21 protein-coding genes and 1 pseudogene are annotated in these 20,952 nt (G+C 73.0%); 15 read left to right on the top strand and 7 right to left on the bottom strand.

The window, feature by feature from the left end; genetic code table 11:
* The first annotated feature begins 12 nt into the window (after positions 1-12).
* From J116_RS11420 to J116_RS11405, 5 genes are all read left to right on the top strand, one after another.
* Positions 13-828, top strand: coding sequence for a phosphatase (locus J116_RS11420; protein WP_023587207.1), 816 nt, complete (start codon positions 13-15; stop codon positions 826-828).
* Positions 829-955: 127 nt separating this feature from the next.
* A complete protein-coding gene (locus tag J116_RS11415; RefSeq protein ID WP_058944276.1) occupies positions 956-1,168 on the top strand; it encodes a helix-turn-helix domain-containing protein in 213 nt (70 codons plus the stop codon).
* A gap of 144 nt (positions 1,169-1,312) precedes the next feature.
* Complete coding sequence (locus J116_RS28475) at positions 1,313-1,411, top strand: 30S ribosomal protein bS22 (RefSeq protein WP_003948845.1); 99 nt, start codon at positions 1,313-1,315, stop codon at positions 1,409-1,411.
* Positions 1,412-1,593: 182 nt separating this feature from the next.
* Complete coding sequence (locus J116_RS11410) at positions 1,594-2,700, top strand: NAD-dependent epimerase/dehydratase family protein (protein WP_023587205.1); 1,107 nt, start codon at positions 1,594-1,596, stop codon at positions 2,698-2,700.
* A gap of 2 nt (positions 2,701-2,702) precedes the next feature.
* Entirely contained in the window at positions 2,703-3,818 is a 1,116-nt protein-coding gene (locus J116_RS11405; protein ID WP_023587204.1) for a 1-acyl-sn-glycerol-3-phosphate acyltransferase, read from the top strand.
* An 87-nt stretch (positions 3,819-3,905) separates the two neighbouring features.
* Here J116_RS11405 and J116_RS11400 read toward each other — a convergent pair whose 3' ends face one another.
* The 3 genes from J116_RS11400 to J116_RS11390 all read right to left on the bottom strand — a co-directional run bounded on the left by J116_RS11400 (position 3,906) and on the right by J116_RS11390 (position 7,643).
* Positions 3,906-5,123 carry a DUF5667 domain-containing protein gene (locus J116_RS11400; protein WP_023587203.1) on the bottom strand — a complete coding sequence of 406 codons (1,218 nt, stop codon included), beginning with the start codon at positions 5,121-5,123 and terminating at the stop codon, positions 3,906-3,908.
* A gap of 403 nt (positions 5,124-5,526) precedes the next feature.
* On the bottom strand, positions 5,527-6,309 hold the full coding sequence (locus J116_RS11395) for an ECF subfamily RNA polymerase sigma factor, BldN family (RefSeq protein WP_023587202.1): 783 nt from the start codon (positions 6,307-6,309) through the stop codon (positions 5,527-5,529).
* Positions 6,310-6,704: 395 nt separating this feature from the next.
* Positions 6,705-7,643: an HAD family hydrolase gene (locus J116_RS11390; protein ID WP_023587201.1), complete on the bottom strand. Its 939-nt coding sequence runs from the start codon at positions 7,641-7,643 to the stop codon at positions 6,705-6,707.
* 112 nt (positions 7,644-7,755) lie between these two features.
* Here J116_RS11390 and J116_RS11385 point away from each other — a divergent pair, with 112 nt between their 5' ends.
* From J116_RS11385 to J116_RS11365, 5 genes are all read left to right on the top strand, one after another.
* Positions 7,756-8,025, top strand: coding sequence for a glutaredoxin family protein (locus J116_RS11385; RefSeq protein WP_028963938.1), 270 nt, complete (start codon positions 7,756-7,758; stop codon positions 8,023-8,025).
* A 1,143-nt stretch (positions 8,026-9,168) separates the two neighbouring features.
* Positions 9,169-9,981 (top strand): redox-sensing transcriptional repressor Rex, encoded by an 813-nt coding sequence (locus J116_RS11380; RefSeq protein ID WP_023587199.1) that lies wholly within the window; start codon positions 9,169-9,171, stop codon positions 9,979-9,981.
* On the top strand, positions 9,978-11,336 hold the full coding sequence (locus J116_RS11375; protein ID WP_023587198.1) for a glutamyl-tRNA reductase: 1,359 nt from the start codon (positions 9,978-9,980) through the stop codon (positions 11,334-11,336). Before J116_RS11380 ends, J116_RS11375 begins: the two co-directional genes overlap by 4 nt.
* Positions 11,333-12,325, top strand: coding sequence for a hydroxymethylbilane synthase (hemC, locus tag J116_RS11370; protein WP_028963937.1), 993 nt, complete (start codon positions 11,333-11,335; stop codon positions 12,323-12,325). Before J116_RS11375 ends, hemC begins: the two co-directional genes overlap by 4 nt.
* Positions 12,322-13,989 (top strand): bifunctional uroporphyrinogen-III C-methyltransferase/uroporphyrinogen-III synthase, encoded by a 1,668-nt coding sequence (locus J116_RS11365; RefSeq protein WP_023587196.1) that lies wholly within the window; start codon positions 12,322-12,324, stop codon positions 13,987-13,989. The genes hemC and J116_RS11365 overlap by 4 nt, the downstream gene beginning before the upstream one ends.
* Positions 13,990-14,142: 153 nt before the next feature.
* On the opposite strand, the gene J116_RS11360 is transcribed toward J116_RS11365, so the two are convergent.
* On the bottom strand, positions 14,143-14,568 hold the full coding sequence (locus J116_RS11360) for a MarR family winged helix-turn-helix transcriptional regulator (RefSeq protein WP_023587195.1): 426 nt from the start codon (positions 14,566-14,568) through the stop codon (positions 14,143-14,145).
* A gap of 171 nt (positions 14,569-14,739) precedes the next feature.
* On the opposite strand from J116_RS11360, the pseudogene J116_RS31500 reads away from it, so the two are divergent.
* The 3 genes and pseudogenes from J116_RS31500 to J116_RS11345 form a co-directional block, all read left to right on the top strand.
* Positions 14,740-15,513: pseudogene (locus J116_RS31500) on the top strand (MFS transporter); the annotation flags it as partial.
* 49 nt (positions 15,514-15,562) lie between these two features.
* The gene (locus J116_RS11350; RefSeq protein ID WP_023587194.1) at positions 15,563-15,970 is read left to right on the top strand and encodes an ATP-binding protein; all 408 of its coding nucleotides are present in this window, start codon (positions 15,563-15,565) and stop codon (positions 15,968-15,970) included.
* 613 nt (positions 15,971-16,583) lie between these two features.
* Positions 16,584-17,192 carry a hypothetical protein gene (locus J116_RS11345; RefSeq protein ID WP_028963934.1) on the top strand — a complete coding sequence of 203 codons (609 nt, stop codon included), beginning with the start codon at positions 16,584-16,586 and terminating at the stop codon, positions 17,190-17,192.
* Positions 17,193-17,533: 341 nt separating this feature from the next.
* Here J116_RS11345 and J116_RS11340 read toward each other — a convergent pair whose 3' ends face one another.
* Complete coding sequence (locus J116_RS11340; protein WP_023587192.1) at positions 17,534-18,079, bottom strand: DinB family protein; 546 nt, start codon at positions 18,077-18,079, stop codon at positions 17,534-17,536.
* A gap of 100 nt (positions 18,080-18,179) precedes the next feature.
* On the opposite strand from J116_RS11340, the gene J116_RS11335 reads away from it, so the two are divergent.
* Positions 18,180-19,142, top strand: a complete 963-nt coding sequence (locus tag J116_RS11335; protein WP_023587191.1) for a helix-turn-helix transcriptional regulator — start codon at positions 18,180-18,182, stop codon at positions 19,140-19,142.
* A 19-nt stretch (positions 19,143-19,161) separates the two neighbouring features.
* Here the strand turns inward: J116_RS11335 and J116_RS11330 are convergent, their stop codons facing one another.
* Together J116_RS11330 and J116_RS11325 are read right to left on the bottom strand one after the other, a co-directional pair.
* Positions 19,162-19,698, bottom strand: coding sequence for a hypothetical protein (locus tag J116_RS11330; RefSeq protein WP_023587190.1), 537 nt, complete (start codon positions 19,696-19,698; stop codon positions 19,162-19,164).
* 33 nt (positions 19,699-19,731) lie between these two features.
* Positions 19,732-20,499, bottom strand: coding sequence for an alpha/beta fold hydrolase (locus J116_RS11325; protein ID WP_028963933.1), 768 nt, complete (start codon positions 20,497-20,499; stop codon positions 19,732-19,734).
* A gap of 190 nt (positions 20,500-20,689) precedes the next feature.
* Here J116_RS11325 and J116_RS11320 point away from each other — a divergent pair, with 190 nt between their 5' ends.
* On the top strand, positions 20,690-20,926 hold the full coding sequence (locus J116_RS11320) for a hypothetical protein (RefSeq protein ID WP_023587188.1): 237 nt from the start codon (positions 20,690-20,692) through the stop codon (positions 20,924-20,926).
* The last annotated feature ends 26 nt before the right edge of the window (positions 20,927-20,952 follow it).

Here is a 20,952-nt window from a genome sequence, read left to right as displayed (position 1 = left end):
AGCATCGGCGGCGTGCTGAGTACCGGGGCGCTGCGCGCGCATCTGCTGGCGGCCGGACTGGCCGGGCCCGTCGCCACGGCGCGCGAGAAGAGCCTGCGCAACTACCGGCTGTTCGCCGCCCGGGACCCGCGCGCCACCCTCGGCCTCGACCCCGAACAGCGGTGGGACGAACGGGACCTGCTGCGGCTCATGGCCGACCGGTGCGGGGTGTCCGGCGACCCCTGGCACCGTACCGGGCACGACGTCATCGACCCCGAGCGGACCCTGAGCGCGCTCGACGCGTTCGCCGGGCGGCTCGCCGCGGCCGCCCGACGCCGCGCACCCGTGCTGTTCGGGACCGGGCACCCGCACCGGCTGCTGGCGTTCTACGCCACGTTGGCGGACGCCATGTCGTCGGCGGGCTGTCCCGTACTCAGCCCCGCGCAGGGGAGATGTATCGACATAACGACCCGATTTGGCGTACGCACGCATCGTCTCGTCTACGCACACGGAGTCGCACTCGTACGGGAGTCCCACGGCGGGAGCGCCGGTTGTGAGCCCGGCGCGCACACCCACTCACCCCTCCCCGTGAGGGCCGCCCTCGAGGCCGCGGCCGAGGCCGGCGGGGTCCTTCCGGAACTGGTCGTGGGGGACCACGGATGGGTCTGCGGGGCAGGTCAGCTGGGCATCGAGGCCATCGGCCTGGCCGACACGGACGACCCCGCGCTGTTCGTCGGGGAGGCCGAGGGGCAGGTGGCGGTCGCGGTGCCGCTGGACGACGCCGTGCGCTCAGCCTCCTACCGCCCGCTCACTCGCTATGTACTCAATCGGGCGTGTCTGTCACAGTAGGCGGCGGATGGCTGCTCCTCTTCCCCACCCGTATCAACCGCCCCTAGTCTGGGGAGTGAGCGCACAGCGACGAAGAGTCACCGGAGGGGAAGCCGGTGGCGTCATGTGCGGAAGGTACAGGTGGGTCATGGTTGCTGCTGGCGAGACACCTCTCAACGAGGTCAAGTTCCTGACCGTGGCGGAAGTTGCCTCGGTGATGCGTGTGTCCAAGATGACCGTGTACCGGCTGGTGCACAGCGGTCATCTGCCGGCGATCCGGGTGGGGAGGTCCTTCCGGGTGCCGGAGCAGGCGGTTCACGAGTACCTCCGCGAGTCCTTCGTGGGGGTGGAGACCGCGTAGTCCGGAGTCCTCTCACCACCCTCGGATTACGAGCTCGGCGCTTCGGCGGGTAGGCTAGGCCGACGTAGGTCGTGTGGGCCCAGACGCCCCGCACCGAGATCCCCGCTTGTGCGGGGGTGTTCCGAGAAGTGAGCGAGGGTAGTCGTGGGCTCTGTTATCAAGAAGCGGCGCAAGCGGATGGCGAAGAAGAAGCACCGCAAGCTTCTGAAGCGCACCCGCGTTCAGCGCCGTAACAAGAAGTAAGCGGCGGCTGTACGTGCGCCTCGCGGCCCTTCCACCGGTTCCGGTGGGAGGGCCGCGGTCATTTCCGGGCCCGCCCCGGGCCTGATGGCCGGTTCCGGGGCCCGGGCCCGCCGCCGTCCGCCGCCGACCCGCTACGGTGGCAGCCACACGCGTCACGGGGATTCGAACGGAAGGCGCTGAACGTGGGCAGGGTCGTGCTCGTCACCGGGGTGGCCAGGCAGCTCGCCGGCCGTTTCGTACGGCGCGTCATGCGCGACCCCGGCATCGACCGGGTCGTCGGGGTCGACGCCGTACCGCCCGAGCACCCGCTGGGCGGCGCCCTGTTCGTCCGCGCCGACATCCGGCAGCCCACCATCGGCCGGGTCCTCGCCGAGCACGGTGTGGACACGGTGGTCCACCTCGACATCGCCGCGACCGCCCCGGCGGGCGGCGGCGGCCGGACGGCCGCCAAGGAGACCAACGTCATCGGCACGATGCAGCTGCTCGGCGCCTGCCAGAAGTGCCCCACCGTCAGCCGTGTCGTCGTCCGCTCCAGCACCACCGTCTACGGCTCCGCGCCGCGTGACCCGGCGGTGTTCACCGAGACGACCCCGCCCAAGTCGCTGCCCGGCGGCGGCTTCGCGAAGGACGTCGCCGAGGTCGAGGGGTACGTACGGGGCTTCGCCCGGCGCCGCCCCGACGTGGCCGTGTGCGTGCTGCGCTTCGCGAACATCCTCGGCCCCGACGCGGTGTCCCCGCTGGCCCAGTACTTTTCGCTGCCGGTGCTGCCCACGGTCCTCGGGTACGACCCGCGGCTCCAGTTCGTCCACGAGGACGACGTCCTGGACGTGCTGAGCATCGCCGCGGCCGAGCCCCGCCGGGGCACCCTCAACAGCGGCACGTTCAACGTCGCGGGGGACGGGGTGCTGACCCTGTCGCAGTGCGCGCGGCGCCTCGGACGGCCGACGCTGCCGCTGCTGCCCCCGGCCGTCACCTGGGCGGGCACGGCGCTGCGGACGCTGGGCGTGAGCGACTTCTCGCCCGAGGAGATCCGGCTCCTCACGCACGGCCGGGTCGTCAGCACGGTCCAGACGCGCGAGACCCTCGGGTTCGCGCCCACGTACACGACGGCGGAGACCTTCGCGGACTTCGTACGGCACCGGGGCCCCGGCCTGCTGCCCCCGGCCGCGCTGGCGGCGGCCGTGGACGGGGTGGCGGCCCGGCTGGGCGACGGCGTGGCCGCGCTGACCGAGAGCGCGGCGCGGACGACGAAGCGGCGTGGAACCGCCGGGACAAGGAGCGCGGGCTAACGATGGCGGACGCCAAGGTCATCCCCTTCGACGAGGACCGCCCCCGGGGCGGCACCCCGCGGTCCGGCACCCCGCGCGCGGCCGCCCGCCGCAGGGCGACCCCGCCGCGCCCGGTGACGCCCCTGCCGGGGCAGTCGGGGGCGTCCGGTGAGCCGGGGGCGGACGGGCCTTCCGAGGGACCGGGGGAGTCAGTTGCGGCCGGGTCCTCCGGGCATCCTGGGGCGCCCGAGGTGTCCGGAGCGCCCGAGTCGTACGGGGCGGCGGGGCGGGGCGTCGGGGACGGCTGGGAGCGGCGGGTCGCCAGCGGGCTGGCGTTCCTGCGGCGGCGGATCACCGGGGAGTACGAGGTCGACGAGTTCGGGTTCGACGAGGAGCTCACCGACCAGGTGCTGATGTCGCTGCTGCGGCCCCTGTACGAGAAGTACTTCCGCGTGGAGGTGCGGGGTGTCGAGAACATCCCCGCCGAGGGCGGCGCGCTGGTCGTGGCGAACCACTCGGGCACGGTGCCGCTGGACGGGCTGATGATGCAGGTCGCCGTCCACGACCACCATCCGGCGGGCCGTCATCTGCGGCTGCTCGCCGCCGACCTGGTGTTCATGCTGCCCGTCGTGAGCGAACTCGCGCGGAAGGCGGGGCACACGCTGGCGTGCGCGGAGGACGCGGAGCGGCTCCTCCAGCGCGGCGAGGTCGTCGGGGTGATGCCGGAGGGCTTCAAGGGCATCGGGAAGCCGTTCAGCGAGCGGTACAAGCTCCAGCGGTTCGGGCGGGGCGGGTTCGTCTCGACGGCGCTGCGCGCGGGCGTGCCGATCGTGCCGTGCTCGATCGTCGGGGCGGAGGAGATCTACCCGATGGTCGGCAACTCCAGGACGCTGGCGCGGCTGCTGGGCTTCCCCTACTTCCCGATCACGCCGACGTTCCCGTGGCTGGGCCCGCTCGGCGCGCTGCCGCTGCCGACGAAGTGGACGATCCAGTTCGGCGAGCCGATCCCGACGGACGGGTACGCGCCGGAGGCGGCGGAGGACCCGATGTTGATGTTCAACCTGACCGACCAGGTGCGCGAGCAGATCCAGCACACGCTGTACAAGCTGCTGGTGCGCCGCCGGTCGGTGTTCTTCTGACGGTACGGCGGTTTCGCGGGCGTACGCGTACGAGGGCGGGCGCCGCTTCCTTGGGGGAGCGGCGCCCGCCCTCGTGCCGTACCGGCCCTAGCCGGCGTCCTCGCCGTTGATGCCGAGGCCCGGGAGGATGCCGGGGAGCAGCGGCGGGAGGGTCACGTCGGGCCTGGGCGCCGGGGACTCCTGGGGGGTGTCCTGGCCGGGCGGCGCCGACGTGGCGGGCTGGTCCGGGTCGAGGAGGCCGCCCGTACCGCCGCCGAGGAGGCCGCCGTCCGGTGCCGTGCTGGAACCGCCGGACGGGCCGGGGCTGGTGCCCGGGCCGTCCGTGTCGCCGGGCTGTCCGCCGTGCGGGCCGGACGGGACCTGGCGGGACGGGGCGGGCCCGGTGGAGCCGTCGGGGGTGCCGGACTCGCCGGGCCCGCCGCCGCGGCCGTCCTCCCGGCCGGAGGTGGGCAGCTGCGACTTGAGCGGGGCGACCTGCTGGTCTATGGCGTCGAAGACGGACGTCACCTGGTCGCGCACATCGGTGAGCTGGGGCGGGAGCTTGGCGCGCATCCCGTCCCAGGTGCCGCGGTGGCTGCGGGCGAACGAGTCGAGTGTGGCCATGGGGCCGATGCGGCCGTCCCGCTCGTAGGCGAGGCGGAGCAGCCGGTGGCCTTCGGACACGTCGTACTGCATGCCGCTGAGCGTGCGGCGGATCTCGGCCAGCGACTCGTGGTCCAGCTCGCCGGAGCGGCCGCGCTCCAGCAGGCGGCGGGCCTCGCTGAGGCGGGTGGAGGCGTGGTCGAGGTGGATCTCGCCGCGGTCGGCGTCGTCGTCGGCGAGGCCGAGCTTCAGATCCTCCATGCCGCGCTTCAGCCCGTACAGCGAGTCACCGGGGAGGGCGTCGGAACTGGCAGCGGCCACTCCGCTGAACGCGCCCGCCGCCACGCCCACGGTGAGGCCGCCGGCGGCCAGGCCCTTCGACCAGCGGCTGCGGGGCCGCAATTTCCGGAGGGCGGTGGCGCGGTGCGCGCCGCGGCCGCTCGATGTCCGCTGCTCCGGAACCGTAGGGTCCGCGGACGCACCGCCCGCGGCCGTGCCTTCCTGGAGCATCGCCTCCATGGCGGCGACCAGCTGGGCTCGCTGCACCACCTTCACTTCGGGGTCCATCGTCGGCTTCGGCAGCTCGCCGAGTCCGTTCGCCAGGGCCAGGAGCCTGTCGTGCTCGCTGGGTTCGGCCGACGCCTCGGGCTGCTGGGCCGCCTGATCTTCCAGGGCCTGGGCGAAGGCGTTCGCCCGCCGGTGCGCCGATACGTTCGCGATCACTGGCGGCACCTCCTCTCGTCATGACGGTCGACTCCCCAGGGGGTCCGGAAGGTTGCACATGCTGAACACATCCACACGTACGAGTGAGTGGCTGTGGACAGGGCGCGACCAGAGGGAGCCTGCATCCCGCACAACGAGTGTCGCGGCACCTGGGTTACGGACGGAAGATGATCGGACCAGCGCGTCATGAGGCGGTCACCAGGGGTGAGTTGGCGGGGAGGGGGGCCGGCTGGGGCGGCGGCGGGCTCGGGACGGGCTCGGGACGGGCTCGTTGGGGACCGAGTGGGACTTTCCGGGGGACTGGTCGGGACGGGGACTGGGACTGGAGGGGGGAGCTGGTGGGGACGGGGACTGGTGGGGGACCAGGACGGGACGTGGGGCCGAGGCGGGACGGGGCAGGGGGTCAGCGGGCGTCTTCGGGGAGCAGCCGGGCGAGGGTGCGCACGGCCCGGTACTGGAGGGTCTTGATCGCGCCCTCGTTCTTGCCCATCACGCGCGCGGTCTCGGCGACGGACAGACCTTGCAGGAAGCGGAGCGTGACGCACTCCTGCTGCTGCGGGTTGAGCTTGCGGACGGCTTCGAGCAGGGCGGCGTTGGAGAGGGATTCCAGGACGGAGTCCTCGGGGCTGCGCTCGACCTCGTTGGCGTCGAGCATTTCGCCCGTGGTCACTTCGAGCCTGAACCTGCTCGACTTGAAGTGGTCGGCGACCAGGTTGCGAGCGATCGTGACCAGCCAGGCGCCGAAGTCGCGGCCCTGCCAGGTGAAGGTGGAGATCCGGCGCAGCGCGCGCAGGAAGGTCTCGCTGGTCAGGTCCTCGGCGGTCGCCTTGCCGCCGACGCGGTAGTAGATGTAGCGGTAGACGGTGTCGCTGTATTGGTCGTAGAGGCGGCCGAAGGCCTCGGCCTCGCCGGCCTGGGCGCGTTCGACCAGCTCCATCATGCGGCCGCCGTCGCTGTCGGCGGTGGGGCGGCGGGCGGTGGTCGAGGTGCCCGCGCCGCCCCGTCCGGTCCTTCTTCCGACGGCCGCGGCACCACCGTCGGCCAGGGCGTAGCAGGGGCCGGCGGGTGCCGGTACGGCGAAAGCGGGGACGGCGTACGCGGTGGGGACGAAGCCGCGCAAGTGGTCGAGGACCGTTGCGCGCAGCGTAGCCAGGCCCGAGGCGTCAACCCCGACGTGTGGGTACACGGGACTCCCAGAGGCAGAGCTTCCATCACGTGCAGTGCGGGACCGTTCACTCGTCGTGGCGACGCGTGGGGGGTTCCGTATGCGTCTGAGGAGAATAACGCTTCGTGCAGGGAGCGCTACACCGAGTTGCTCAAATCATCGATTCAGTCTCTTCTGTTTCGACTGAGAGGCGGTTCAAGTCGCACTTGGTGACCGTTTTTTGATCGGATTAGTTCGACTTCTGTTTGTCCGCACGCTCTGTTGTGGTCGAGTGCGCCAGGCGCGACTGGTGGCCGAGCCCGGCGGGTAGTACCCGTGAATGCCCGCGGCGCGCTTCCACGCGCCCCCGGGCACGCCGGTATCTCACCCGTGCGGCCCTCGCGGGTGTACGGGTGATGGGTGCGGGGTTCTCGCGGTCAGCGGCGGCGGCGGTGCAGGGCCACCGCGGCGGCCGTGCCCCCGGCCAGCGCGCCGACGCCCGCCGCGGCGGGGATGCCGACCTTCGCGGCCTTGCGCCCGGTGCGGTAGTCGCGCAGCCGCCACTCCCGCTCCTTGGCGTACCGGCGCAGCTTGGCGTCCGGGTTGATCGCGTACGGGTGGCCGACCAGCGAGAGCATCGGGATGTCGTTGTGCGAGTCGCTGTACGCCGCGCAGCGGTCCAGGTCCAGGCCCTCGGCGGCGGCCAGCGCCCGTACGGCCTCCGCCTTGGCCGGGCCGTGCAGCGGCTCGCCGACCAGGCGGCCCGTGTAGACGCCGTCCACGGACTCGGCGACCGTGCCGAGCGCGCCGGTCAGGCCGAGCCGCCGGGCGATGATCGTCGCGGTCTCCACGGGTGCCGCCGTGACGAGCCACACCTTCTGTCCGGCGTCCAGGTGGGCCTGGGCGAGGGCGCGGGTGCCGGGCCAGATCCGGTCGGCCATGTACTCGTCGTAGATCTCCTCGCCGATGGTCATCAGCTCGGAGACGCGGTGGCCCTTCACGATCGACAGGGCGCTCTCGCGGGCGTCCTGCATGTGCTCCGGGTCCTCGACCCCCGCCAGCCGGAACCAGGTCTGCTGCCAGGCGAACCGGGCCAGCTCGCGGCGCTGGAAGAACTTCCGCTTGTACAGTCCGCGGCCGAAGTGGAAGATCGCGGCGCCCTGCATGACCGTGTTGTCCAGGTCGAAGAAGGCGGCCGCGCGGACATCGCCGCGTACCGGAAACTCGACGTCCGGTTCCGCTTCCCGCTCCGCCCGGTCGAGGAGCTCCAGCTGCCGGGAGGTCTTGCGCGCCGCCTCCGCCGCGGCCTCGCCGGCGAGCACGCTGCGTGCCGTGGCGGGGCGCCTGCGGGGGGAGAGCCATCCGAGTGCGGCCATGACGTGAGCATAGCCAGTGTGTTCACGTCCGCCCGACCGGTGGGACGCCAACGCGTGAACGCGCGGCGGCGGGGGTGTGAAACGACACGTGGGGGCGGGGTTCAATGGGCGCATGTTCGGACGTGCGAGGAAGAGGCCCGAGGGGCCGCGGACCGTGACGCTCATCGGCAAGCCCGGGTGTCATCTGTGTGACGACGCGCGCGCGGTGATCGAGCGGGTCTGCGCGGATACGGGTGCGGTGTGGGAGGAGAAGGACATCACGCGGGACGAGGAGCTGCACCGGGCGTACTGGGAGCAGATTCCCGTGGTGCTGGTGGATGGTGAGCAGCACACGTTCTGGCGGGTGGACGAGGCGCGTCTGCGCCGCGCCCTGCAGCCCTGACCCCTCCCGGGCCTCCCGCCCCCGGGCCCCGGGCGCGCCCCGGCACCCGAGCGCCCCTGGTGGCCTGGGCCTGACCTGGGCCCGCCCTGAGCCCCAGCTTCTCCCGGACCTGGCGTCCTGGCCGCCCTGTGGGCCCGCCTCCACTCCGCTGTGGGCAGCTGGTCCTCCCCCAAGGACTTCGTCCAGGGGGGACCCCAGGGGCGAAGGGGGCCCCTGGTCGGGCGAAGCCGAGACCTTGGGGGAGGGTGGGCACAGCGGACGTGCCGGGTGCCCGTACCAGCGCCCACCGCACAGGTGCGCCCCTCCTGGGCGGGCACCCCGTTGTGCCCACCCGTTCCGCCCCTTGCGGAACGCCTGCCCACAACGGTGGGCCTCTGGTTCCGTGCCTGGGCGGAAGGCGGTGGCAGCGGACTTGCCCGGTGCGCCAGCCAGCGCCCACCGCACAGGTGTGCACCCTTCCGGGAGGGTGACCCAGTTGTGCCCGCCTCCCCTGACGTCTCGGCTTGCTCGACCAGGGGCCCCATCGCCTCTGCGGGACGAGGTGGTTCGGCGCCGCGTGTACTGGTGGGGCCAACGGGCCTCGGGTGCGGGGTCTGCCCGCACGGGCCGGGGGCGGGTGTGCCCGGGCGTAAGCGTGGGTGCGGGTTGCGGGCCGTCGGGGCGGTGGCGGTGCCTCGGCGCGGGGTCGGCCCGCAGTCGGGCGGGGCCGGGGTGTGGGCCGTCCGGCAGGGCCGGGTGGCCTTGGAGGGCGAGGTGTGCCGTAGGGGCGGACGGCGTGGCGCGGTGTAGGTGCAGGGGGCGCCGCCCCGTGCGCGTGGGGGGACGGGGGCGCGTTGGCTGAGGGGCGTCGTCGGCTCGGGCGGTTTCGGCGGGGGGCCCGGGCGGTTACCATCGGGTGCTTTTTGTTCGGTTTCGGGGGCGTGATCGTAGGGAGTGTGTACGGCTTTGCCCTATCCGAAGATCGAACGCGCTGAGGCTCCCGTTGGTTCCACGATGGCGCGAACGAGTTGCGTGACCCCGGTCACTTTGCGCGGACAAACCGGACATCATCTTTGTGCACGCGTTCACAAAGACATAGCCTGCTGTGGACGGGGCGGTCTCGGGACGGGCCGCCCGCAGCCCCGCTCATCCCGCAGGAGCACCGTGGCAACTGGCCGAACTCACCGACCGGCGACCCGTAGCCGAGGCATCCCCGAGGCCACCGTCGCCCGGCTCCCGCTGTATCTGCGGGCGCTCACCGCCCTGTCGGAGCGCTCCGTGCCCACGGTCTCGTCCGAGGAGCTCGCCGCCGCCGCCGGGGTCAACTCCGCCAAGCTGCGCAAGGACTTCAGCTACCTCGGCTCCTACGGCACGCGCGGTGTCGGCTACGACGTCGAGTACCTCGTCTACCAGATCTCCCGCGAGCTGGGCCTGACCCAGGACTGGCCGATCGTCATGGTCGGTATCGGAAACCTGGGCGCCGCCCTCGCCAACTACGGCGGTTTCGCGTCCCGCGGCTTCCGTGTGGCCGCGCTGATCGACGCCGACCCGGCCATGGTCGGCAAGCCTGTCGCGGGCATCCCCGTGCAGTACATCGACGACCTCGAGCGGATCATCGAGGACAACGGCGTGTCGATCGGTGTCATCGCCACGCCCGCGGGCGCCGCCCAGCAGGTCTGCGACCGGCTCGTCGCCGCCGGGGTCACCTCCATCCTGAACTTCGCGCCGACCGTGCTGTCCGTCCCGGACGGCGTCGACGTGCGCAAGGTCGATCTGTCGATCGAGCTCCAGATCCTCGCCTTCCACGAGCAGCGCAAGGCCGGTGAGGACGGCGAGGGACCCCTGCCGTCCGCCGCCGCCGTCCGTGCCGCCGCCGCTTCCGAGGCCGCCACCGCGCAGGCCGCCGCCCAGGCGGGCTCCGCCGCCGCGGGCCGTAAGGGACCCGACGGGGACGTCCCCGCGGTGATGCCGGCATGAGTCTCCTCGTCGTCGGCCTCAGCCACCGCAGCGCACCCGTCAGCGTGCTGGAGCGGGCCTCCCTCGACTCCGACACGCAGCACAAGCTGCTCCAGGACGTCCTCGCAGCCGAACCGGCCGTCGAGGCCGCCGCCCTGGCCACCTGCAACCGCATCGAGCTCTACGCCGACGTCGACAAGTTCCACGCCGGTGTCGCCGAGCTGTCCACGCTGCTCGCCCAGCACAGCGGCGTCGGCCTGGAGGAGCTCACCCCCTACCTCTACGTGCACTACGAGGACCGGGCCGTCCACCACCTGTTCTCGGTGGCCTGCGGCCTGGACTCCATGGTCGTCGGCGAGGGCCAGATCCTCGGCCAGATCAAGGACTCCCTCGCCCGCGCCCAGGAGCTGCACACCGCCGGCCGCCTGCTGAACGACCTGTTCCAGCAGGCCCTGCGGGTCGGCAAGCGCGCTCACAGCGAGACCGGCATCGACCGGGCCGGGCAGTCCCTGGTCACCTTCGGCCTGGAGCAGCTCGCCGTCGGCCACCCGGACGTACCGGCCTGGGCGAAGGGCAAGCGCGCCCTCGTCATCGGCGCCGGGTCCATGTCGTCGCTCGCCGCGGCGACCCTGGCCCGCGCCGGTGTGGACGAGGTCGTCATCGCCAACCGCACGGCCGAGCGCGCCGAGCGCCTGGTGCAGATCCTCACGGAGCCCGGCGGTACGGGTGTCGCCGCCCGCGCCGTCCCCATGTCCGCCGTCGGCGAGGAGCTGGCCGCCGCCGACGTGGCCGTCTCCTGCACGGGAGCCACCGGCCTCGTCCTGACCGCGGCCGCCGTCGAGACCGCCATGGCCGGCCGTAAGGCCCCGCTGGCCCTGCTCGACCTGGCCATGCCCCGCGACATCGACGCCGCCGTGCACCGCATGGTGAACGTCCGGCTCGTGGACATCGAGTCCCTCGCCGAGGCGTCCGCCGACGCGCCCATGGCCGCCGACGTGGACCAGGTCCGCGGCATCGTCGCCGACGAGGTCGCCGCCTTCGGCGCCGCCCAGCGCGCCGCGCACATCACCCCGACCGTCGTCGCCCTGCGCACGATGGCCGCCGATGTCGTCGCCGGTGAGATGGCCCGCCTCGAAGGGCGGCTCCCCGGCCTCGACGACAAGCAGCGCGCCGAGATCACCCAGACGGTCCGCCGCGTCGTGGACAAGCTGCTCCACGCGCCGACCGTGCGGGTGAAGCAGCTCGCCAGCGAGCCCGGCGGCGCCGGGTACGCCGACGCGCTGCGCACCCTCTTCGACCTCGACCCGGAGGCGGTCGCCGCCGTCTCGCGGGCCGACCTGAATGACGCCGACGTGAAGAACCGAGGGCGAGTATGACCGAGTGGGCCCAGAGCACCCCTAGGGCACTGAGGCTGGGAACCAGGCGCAGCAAGCTCGCCATGGCCCAGTCCGGGCACGTCGCGGACGCCGTCCGGCGACTGACCGGCCGCCCCGTGGAGCTCGTCGAGATCACCACGTACGGGGACACCTCCCGCGAGCATCTCGCGCAGATCGGCGGTACGGGCGTCTTCGTCACCGCCCTGCGCGACGCGCTGTTCGCCCGCGAGGTGGACTTCGCCGTGCACTCCCTCAAGGACCTGCCGACCGCGCAGCACGACGATCTCGTGCTCGCCGCGATCCCGGTCCGCGAGGACCCGCGCGACGTGCTCGTCGCCCGCGACGGGCTCCCGCTCGCGGAGCTCGCCGCGACCGCGCGCGACGGGGTCGTACGCATCGGTACCGGCGCCCCGCGCCGCATGGCGCAGCTCAACGCCTACGCCCGCGACCACGGGCTGCGGATCGAGACGGTCGCCATCCGCGGCAACGTCGACACCCGCATCGGGTACGTGCGCGGCGGCGAGCTCGACGCGGTCGTCCTGGCCGCCGCCGGGCTGAACCGGCTCGGCCGGATCGGCGAGGTCACCGAGTTCCTGCCGTTCGACGCCGTACTGCCCGCACCGGGCCAGGGTGCCCTCGCGGTCGAGTGCCTGTCCGCCGACACCGACCTGGTGGCGGCACTCTCCCAGCTCGACGACGCGCACACCCGCGCCGCCGTGACCGCCGAGCGGTCCCTGCTCGCCGCCCTCGAGGCCGGCTGCTCCGCCCCCGTGGGCGCGCTCGCCGACCTGGCGGCCGGCGACCAGGATGTTCATGAGATGCGCCTGCGCGGCGTCGTCGGCACGACCGACGGCTCCACGCTGGTGCAGTTGTCCACCACCGGTCCCGTACCCACGTCGCACGACGACGCGGTGGCCCTCGGTCGCGAACTCGCGGACGAGATGCTCGCCAAGGGCGCGGCCGGTCTTATGGGGGAGCGAGCACTTTGAGCCCCACCACTGCATCCAAGGCTGCCTCGGCGTTCTCCGCGTGCGGGCACGTCACCTTCCTCGGCGCCGGACCCGGGGACCCGGGGCTGCTGACTCTCCGCGCCGTCGAGGCGCTGGCGGGCGCGGACGTACTGATCGCCGAGCCCGAAGTGCTCGACGTCGTACGCGGCCACGCGAGGGCGGGCGTGAGCACGCCCGAGCTGACGGTTGTTGACGATGCGTCAATGACCGCCGGGGTCCCGGTGTTGAGGGACGCCGCCAATCTTGTCATGGAGGCCGCGCGGGGCGGCAAGCGGGTGGTGCGTGCGCTGAGCGGCGACCCGGGGCTCGACGGCAACGCCGGCTCCGAGATGCTCGCCTGCGCCGCCGCCGGCATCCCCTTCGAGGTGGTGCCCGGCGTCGCCGCCGCCGTGGGTGTGCCCGCGTACGCCGGTGTCCCGCTGCGGGACTCCGAGGGCGCGGACGTACGGTTCGTGGACGCCCGTACCGCCAGCGACCGCTGCTGGACGGAGGTCGGCGCCTCCGACGGCACGGTCGTCGTGTCCACGACGCTGGACTCGGTGGCGGCCGCCGCCGGTGAGCTGGTCGCAGCCGGTCGCAAGCCGGACACCCCGCTGACCGTCACCATCGCCGGTACGACCACCCGGCAGCGGACGTGGACCTCGACGCTCGGCTCCATCGCGCAGACGCTGAAGCAGGCGAAGGTGCTGCCGTCCCCGGACGGCCACCAGCCCGTCATAGCCGTGGTCGGGGAGCGCAGCGCCGCCGCCCAGCGCGACCAGCTCGCGTGGTTCGAGTCCAAGCCGCTGTTCGGCTGGAAGGTCCTCGTGCCGCGCACCAAGGAGCAGGCGGCGTCGCTCTCCGACCAGCTCAGGTCGTACGGCGCCGTGCCGAGCGAGGTCCCGACCATCGCGGTCGAGCCGCCGCGCACCCCGCAGCAGATGGAGCGCGCGGTCAAGGGCCTGGTCACGGGCCGGTACGAGTGGATCGCCTTCACCTCGGTGAACGCCGTGAAGGCCGTCCGCGAGAAGTTCGAGGAGTACGGGCTCGACGCCCGCGCCTTCGCCGGGATCAAGGTCGCGGCGGTCGGCGAGCAGACCGCCAAGGCGCTGATCGACTTCGGCGTCAAGCCGGATCTGGTGCCCAGCGGCGAGCAGTCCGCGGCGGGCCTCCTGGAGGACTGGCCGCCGTACGACCCGGTCTTCGACCCGATCGACCGGGTGTTCCTGCCGCGCGCGGACATCGCCACCGAGACTCTGGTGGCCGGGCTGATCGAGCTGGGCTGGGAGGTGGACGACGTCACGGCCTACCGGACCGTGCGCGCGTCGCCGCCCCCGGCGGAGACCCGTGAGGCGATCAAGGGCGGCGGCTTCGACGCGGTGCTGTTCACCTCGTCGTCCACCGTGCGGAACCTCGTCGGGATCGCGGGCAAGCCGCACAACGTGACGGTGATCGCCTGCATCGGCCCGGCCACCGCGAAGACGGCGGAGGAGCACGGCCTGCGCGTGGACGTCCTGTCCCCGGAGCCGTCCGTGACGAAGCTGGCCGAGGCCCTGGCCGAGTTCGGCGCGAAGCGCCGCGCGGCCGCGCTGGAGGCGGGCGACCCGGTCACCCGCCCCTCGGAGCGGCGCCCGGGGGCGCGGCGTCGGCGCACGACGACCTGACCGGCCCACCGCGTGTGGCCCGTACCCGACTGGACGGGTGCGGGCCACACGCGTTCCCGGCGCGCGTCGGCGCGCGGAGGCGTACGACGGGAAGGCCGCCCGTCGCAGCGATGGGCGGCCTTCCCGTGTGTGCGCGGGGTCCGATGCCCGATGTCAGGAGGTCGCGGTCGCTTTCGCCAGGAGGGCGCTGAGGTCGGCGATCTCGCGAGCGGTCAGCGCCGATGTGGGCGTCTCCTCGCTGAGCGCGGCGAGGACGTTGCGCCGGCAGGAAGCCCCCGCGTCGGTCAGGGTGATGAGCTTGGCGCGGCGGTCGGTGGGATGTGGTCGGCGCGTGATCAGTCCCTGCTGCGCCATCCGGTCGACCACGTAGCCGGCGTTGGACGCCTCGCAGCACATCCGGCCCGCTAGGTCGGTCAGCGTGAGCGGCTCGGACAGCTCACGCAGCGCGATCACCTGCGAGCTGGTGATGCCGAGCCGGTCGGCGACCTTGCGCGCGTGGGCGTCGATGCGCTGGTTGAAGCGGGCGACGAGCCCGCACAGTGCTGCTGAATCGGCCTGCGGCTCGGGTGATGCGTTCACGCGATCCATGGTACCCAACAGATCATCCGAACTGTTAAAGTCCGAACTCGGATCTTCCGAGTTCGGAGTATTATGACGTCCGCGTATCAGGACACCCCCCAGACCCGTCCCGCCACGGGCTCGGCCACGCGTCGTGCCGCGACGCTGCTCGCCGCCGTGGCGCTCGCCCAGATGCTGGTCGGCATCGACTACAACATCGTCTTCGTCGCCCTGCCGGAGATCGCCGAGCTCGGCTTCCGGCAGGGCAGCCTCCCCTGGGTGATCGGCGCCTACGCGATCGCTTTCGGAGGGCTCCTGCTTCTCTGCGGGCGCCTGGTCGACCGGTACGGAAGACGGCGCCTGTTCATGGCCGGGGTGGCGCTCTTCGCCCTCGGGTCGGTTCTCGGCGGCGCGGCCACCTCGCCCACGCCGCTGGTGATCGGGCGGGCGGTCCAGGGAGTGGGCGGGGCGGCGCTCTCTCCGGCGATCCTGGCGCTGCTCAGCGCCAACTTCGAGGAGGGACCGGCGAGGAACAGGGCGTTCGGCATCTGGGGCGCCGCCGGATCGGCCGGCATGGTCCTCGGGTCGATCCTGGGCGGCGTACTGACCCAGGCGCTGGGGTGGCGAGCCGTTTTCTTCGTCAACGTCCCCCTCGTGGCGCTGGTCATCGCCCTGGCGTGGCGCAGCGTGCCTCTCGACCGTCCCGAGGCACCCGCCGGGCGCCTCGACGTCAGGGGCGGCGTGCTCGCGACCGCCGCCGCCGCACTGACCGTCATGGGGTTCACGTTCGCCACCGAGGACGGGTGGTCCTCGCAGACCACGTGGGTGTGCCTGGGGCTCGCGGCGCTCGCTGTGGCCGCACTCGTGGGCGTCGAGTCACGCGCGGCCGAGCCGCTGTTCCGCAAGGAACACCTCAGGAACCGCCACCTGGCGGTCGGGACGGCTTCGACGTTCCTCTTCATGGCGGGGTTCGGCGCGCTCGCCTACTTCGTCACCATCTACCTGCAGGACACCCGTGGCCTGTCCGCGCGCCTGCGGGAGGCGAACACCGCCCGTGCGTGGTGCCCGACTGGCCCGGCTGCTCGCGGCCGAGCGGCTGCGGGAGTGGGAAGTGCCCGACGATCCCGCGCTGTTGATCGTGGCGGAGCTCGCGGCCAACGCCGTGCACGAACGGGTGCCGGGGCGGAGCTTCCGCCTCACCCTGGCCCTCACCGGTTCGGGCACGCTGTGCGTCGAGGTCACCGACACGCGGGGCGACCGGACGCCGGTACGGGGGCACCTCGCCGGCGAGGTGCCGGGGGAGTCCGGGTACGGGCTGCTGCTCGTCGAGGAACTGGCGGACCGCTGCGGCGTCCGGCACGGGCCGGTGCCGTGCAAGACCGTGTGGGCCGAGCTGGACCCGGCGCCCGTCGACGGCCCGTGAACGGTGGCGTACGGACCTGGGGAGGCGCCTTCCGGCACGGCTCACGGATCCGGGACGCCGCGGGGGCGAGCCCCACCCCGGGGTGGCAGGGCGGGGAGCGGTTCCAACCTGCTGTGTCCCGGACCCCGCCCGACATGGCATGGCGTCCGCAACCGGGCGTCGGCGGACTGCGCCGGAGCTCTGCCCGAGGAGGGCGCGGTAGTACGCGACTCCCGGTTCGCGCTCCGTCCGGATGTCGCCGGTGGAGGTCGCCGGTGTTGCGTGGTCGGGCCATCCGGTTGGTTTCCACTGCGCTCTCGAGACGCACGGCGAATGGACCGCCTTACCTCGCCACCACCCTCCCGAAGGTGGTATGGGGGATATCTACCGTAAGCCCTCTTTTAGTCCCTCCGTGCCGCCCAGCGCACCGCAATGCAACAGCCATTTGACCCCCGACACCACGAGGAGGGCCACTGTTCGGCGAATGCGTGCTCCCGGCCGAGTGGCACCCGCTCCGATGCCCTCCCGCGCAGGTCGTCGGAGGTCATCTACCCAGGGTTTACGAGGCAGTTGACCTCGCGGTTTCGTGGTAGCGTCCTCGCTCGGAGGGACAGTGCGACCTGAAAGGGAAATCGTGAACACGGAGAAGACCGCCGCTCGCCGCCTCTCGCTGGAAGAGGTGACGAAGCTCGGCGTGCAGGACAGGATCCTCGTTTCCGCCGACACGGCAGCACTCAAACTTCCCGGCTGCTATGTCCCTGCTTTTCTGACCAAGTCCGGTGAGGATTTCGAGGGCGGCTCGGTCACGGCGCGAACCGTATTCCAGGAAGAGGTCTCCTGCCTTCCCGACGATGAGAACGAAGCCGGGATCTACGTGGCCGACGAGAACGGCTCGGAGACCATCGAGGTCCTCCAGTCCGCCGGTGTCGTACTGGACCTGGCGCTTTTCGTCCCCGGTGGGGACAAGGGGGCCCTCACGGCCCTTTACGCCGCGGCCCGGCAGGCGTTCGGCGCCGACGTCGTGCAGATCTGGCGCCAGGGCCTCAAGGAGGTTCCCGACGTGAAGGTCGACATCTTCGAGGAGCAGATCCCCCGGGGCCGCAAGGGGGGCGACAACCCCAAGCGTGACCGTCGCGCGATCGACACGTACCCCACCCGTGCGGACTTCATCGAGTTCTCCGCGGGGTGGAAGCCGGTCGTCGAGATTCACAAGCCGGTTGTCGACGACACCCCGACCATCTGAGGTGGCCTCACCTCTCGTCTCGGCGTATCGCCGCGTCTGAGATCCTCCAGCGGAGCCCCCGGAGGTGTGGGCGGACGTTCCGGGGGCGCGGGTGAGGGCCCTGGAGGCTTCCGCGTCCGTGGGACCGTCCCCTGCCGCCCGGGCGGGCGGTGCGAAGAGGCGTCCGCCTTCCTCGCGGGCCCGCGCCGCGCGGACGGGCGCCTCACCCTGCCCCTGCGACGTGCGGGGGCCGACCCCGGGTGCCGCCGACCGGTTCGCGCGGGGCGCCGCCCCGGCCGCCGTCCACCGCGCGCCGGCCGCCGGTTTCCGTCCGGGTGCTTCCGAGGGGCCGGGCGGCCCGGTCAGCCCATGGTCTTGGCGCCGTCCAGGGACTCGCGGATGATGTCGGCGTGCCCGGCGTGCTGCGCGGTCTCGGCGATCACGTGCAGCAGCACCCGGCGGGCCGACCACCGCACCCCGGGCTGGAACCACGGCGCCTGAGGCAGCGGATGGTCCATGTCCAGGTCGGGCAGGGCGGCGACCAGCTCGTCGGTCCGGCGGGCCACCGCCTCGTACTCGGCGAGCACGCCGGCCAGCGTCTCGCCGGGCAGCAGCCGGAACTCGCCCGCCCGCTCGGCGGAGTCGGCCTCGGTCATGGCGCTGAAGTCGGGCATGGCCGACGGGCCCTCCAGGATGAAGTCCGCCCACGTCCGCTCCGTCGCGGCGACATGCTTGATCAGGCCGCCCAGGCACAGCGCGCTGACGGTGGTCCGCAGCCCGGCCTGCTCGTCGGTGAGGCCCTGGGTGGTGAAGCGCAGGAAGTTCCGGTGCAGGTCCAGCGTCTGCAGCAGGTCGGCGCGCTCGCCGGTGGGGGTCGGCGACTCGTTCAGGCTCGGGGTCCGGGTCATGGTCTTGTGCCTCCGGTGGGTTCCGTGTTCCTCGGTCTATGACGACGGTAGGAGTCATAGCGGCCACTTTCCGTCCTGAATTGCCGGGAGGATCGGAGGCATGGCGAACACCAGCACCCGGACGCTGCGACTGCTGTCCCTCCTCCAGACCCACCGCTACTGGCCGGGCACCGAGCTGGCCGACCGGCTCGGCGTCTCCGTCCGCACACTGCGCCGGGACGTCGACCGGCTGCGCGAGCTCGGCTACCCGGTGGAGGCGCAGCGCGGCGTCGACGGCGGCTACCAGCTCGCCGCCGGTGCCGCGCTGCCGCCTCTGGTGATCGACGACGACGAGGCGGTGGCTCTGGCCGTCGGGCTGCACACCGCCGCGGAGGGCGCGGTGGAGGGCATCGCCGAGGCATCGGTGCGGGTGCTGGCCAAGGTGGCGCAGGTGATGCCGGCCCGGCTGCGCCACCGGGTCGAGGCGCTGCGCGCGATGACCGTGCCCGGCGGCTGGGGCAGCCCCGACCGGGCGGGCGTCGACCCCGGCGTGCTCACCACGCTGGCGCTGGCCTGCCGGGACAGCGAACGGCTCCGCTTCGGCTACACCGCCGCCGACGGCCGCCGCACCGGCCGGGAGGCCGAGCCCCACCGGCTGGTCCGCCTCGCGGGCCGCTGGTACCTCGTCGCGTACGACCTCACGCGGCAGGACTGGCGCACGTTCCGGGTCGACCGTCTCACCGCGCCGCAGGGCACCGGCACGCCGTTCCGCCCGCGCGCCCTGCCCGCCGCCGACGCCGCCGAGTTCGTCCGCGCGAGGATCGGCGGCCTTCCCCGCCCGTACCGGGTGACGGCCTTGGTGTACGCCCCGGCCGCGACCGTGCGGAAGCGGATCGGGCGGTGGAGCACGGTCGAGGAGGTGGACGCCGAACACTGCCGGATCCACATGACCAGTGACTCCCTGGACTGGCCGACGCTGGCCCTGGGTTCCGTCGGAGCCGACTTCCGCGTGCTCGAACCGGCCGAACTGGTCGCTCAGCTCCGCGACTGGGCAGCCCGGTTCGACCGCGCGGTACGGGACTGACGGCCCGCCCCGCCGGGCCTCAGCGGCACAGTTCGTCGAGGTCCTCGGTGAAGGTGGGGAACTCCGCGCGGGCCTCCGTGACGATGGTGCGGGCCGGGCGGCGCGGGGTCGTCGCGTGGCGTTCGGCGACCTCGGTCAGGGCGGTGCGCGGCGCGCTCGGGCGCGGCTCGGGGGCCTCGTACAGGACGGACTCCAGCGGTCCGACACCGTCGGCCAGCACCCACAGGAAGTCGGACAGGTTCCCGGCGACCACGCCGCTCTCGCCCTCCGAGCCCAGGAACACCACGGGCTGCTCGGTGAGGGGACGGCCGGGGCGCGCGGACCAGACGGCCGCGAGACCACCGGAGCCGTCCTGGCCGAAGACGCGGTAGGCGTCGCCGTCCAGGTCGTGGTTCCCGGTCCAGTGGCGGAACCAGTCGGTGGTCTCCTCGGCGGAGTCGAAGGCGTCGTACGGCTCGAAGTCGATGCCCTCGCCCCCGTCGTAGTCGAAGCCCACGCGGGCGATGTCGGCGAGGGCGGGCGGGAGGCGGCGGTCGTCACCGGGCTTCTGCGTCATCCGCGCAGGCTAGCCGCCCCACCGACAGCCGCGTCAGTCGGCCAGTGCCCCGGCCACGGCGCGGGCGAACGCCTCCGGGTTGTCCAGCATGATGTTGTGGCCGCAGTCGGGGACGGGCCGTACCGCGACTCCGGCCGCCGTCAGTTCCGCCGTGCCGGGCAGCGGGGCGTCCGCCTCGGGGAGCAGGTACGTGCGGGGAAGGGGCAGTTGCAGCAGGAGTTCGCGCATCGTCGGGGCCGTGCCCCGCACCAGGTGGACCGCGCTGCGGTGCAGGGCCTCCAGCCCCGCCAGGCGCATCGTGGACCACCAGTGCGCGCCCGCCCGGTCGCGGACCTCGCGCCAGCCGGCGGTCACGAACTCCTCCTCCGTGTACGCCGCGATGCCGCTGCTGCCCGCCGCGCCGGGCTCCGGACGCAGCGGGTCCAGGTTCGCGTCCACCAGCACGAGGCGGGAGACCAGGTCAGGGTGGCGGGCCGCCAGAACGATCGCGACCGAGCCGCCCATGCTGTGCGCGACCACCTCCGCGCCGGTCACCTCCGCCGCGCGCAGGGCTGCCGCCAGGGCGTCGGCGTGGTCCTCCAGCGTGTAGGCGAACGAGACCGGGCGGTCGCTGTGGCCGTGGCCGAGCAGGTCGACGAGGAGCGAGCGGTGACCGGCGAGGAGCGGGTGGGCGGCGGTCGCGGCGAAGTACGCGGGCGATGTGGCGCCCAGGCCGTGGACGTAGACGCGGACCGGGTCGCGGCCCGGCAGCTCGGCCCAGCGGATGCGGTCCCCGTCGGCTGTCACGGCGGCACTGCGCACGGTCTGTCCCCCCGGTCGGCGGCCTGGTCGGTCGCGGACGGACACGGTACCGGGGCGCGTGCGGGAGGCAAGCGGCGGCCGTCGCCGCGCGACACGCCTGCCGGGGGCGATCCTTTCGGGGCGGTGGTGCGGGCCGAGCAGACTCTCCGCGAGCGTTGACGGGACGAGTGAGGAGTATCGGAGGGCCAGGATGAAGAGGATCGCGGGTACGGGTGTCGCGGCGGTCGCGCTCGCCTTCGCGGCGGCGGGCACGGCGCACGCGGGCGGCCCCTATGTGTCGCACGGCGAGCCGCTGCGCGTGCAGGGCGGTCCGTACACGTCGCACGGGACGTCTTGTCGGCGCAGGGCGGTCCGTACACCTCGTACGACGAGCCGCTGGGCGCGCGGCGATGCGTACGTCGTCCAGGGGCCCTTCATCGGCGACTGAGCCGCGGCCGGGAGGACGCCCGTCGG

Source organism: Streptomyces thermolilacinus SPC6, from assembly GCF_000478605.2.
Taxonomy (GTDB): Bacteria; Actinomycetota; Actinomycetes; order Streptomycetales; family Streptomycetaceae; genus Streptomyces; species Streptomyces thermolilacinus.
Note: the sequence above shows the minus strand (reverse complement) of the source record. Positions and strands in the feature narration are given on the sequence as shown.

Coding starts and splice junctions, on each gene's coding strand:
- J116_RS11340 (WP_023587192.1), bottom strand. CDS start 18,079: ATGACCCGGACCCCGAGCCTGAACGAGTCGCCGACCCCCACCGGCGAG.
- hemC (WP_028963937.1), top strand. CDS start 11,333: ATGACCGAGTGGGCCCAGAGCACCCCTAGGGCACTGAGGCTGGGAACC.
- J116_RS11385 (WP_028963938.1), top strand. CDS start 7,756: ATGTTCGGACGTGCGAGGAAGAGGCCCGAGGGGCCGCGGACCGTGACG.
- J116_RS11375 (WP_023587198.1), top strand. CDS start 9,978: ATGAGTCTCCTCGTCGTCGGCCTCAGCCACCGCAGCGCACCCGTCAGC.
- J116_RS11415 (WP_058944276.1), top strand. CDS start 956: ATGGTTGCTGCTGGCGAGACACCTCTCAACGAGGTCAAGTTCCTGACC.
- J116_RS11390 (WP_023587201.1), bottom strand. CDS start 7,643: ATGGCCGCACTCGGATGGCTCTCCCCCCGCAGGCGCCCCGCCACGGCA.
- J116_RS11330 (WP_023587190.1), bottom strand. CDS start 19,698: ATGACGCAGAAGCCCGGTGACGACCGCCGCCTCCCGCCCGCCCTCGCC.
- J116_RS11405 (WP_023587204.1), top strand. CDS start 2,703: ATGGCGGACGCCAAGGTCATCCCCTTCGACGAGGACCGCCCCCGGGGC.
- J116_RS11320 (WP_023587188.1), top strand. CDS start 20,690: ATGAAGAGGATCGCGGGTACGGGTGTCGCGGCGGTCGCGCTCGCCTTC.
- J116_RS11335 (WP_023587191.1), top strand. CDS start 18,180: ATGGCGAACACCAGCACCCGGACGCTGCGACTGCTGTCCCTCCTCCAG.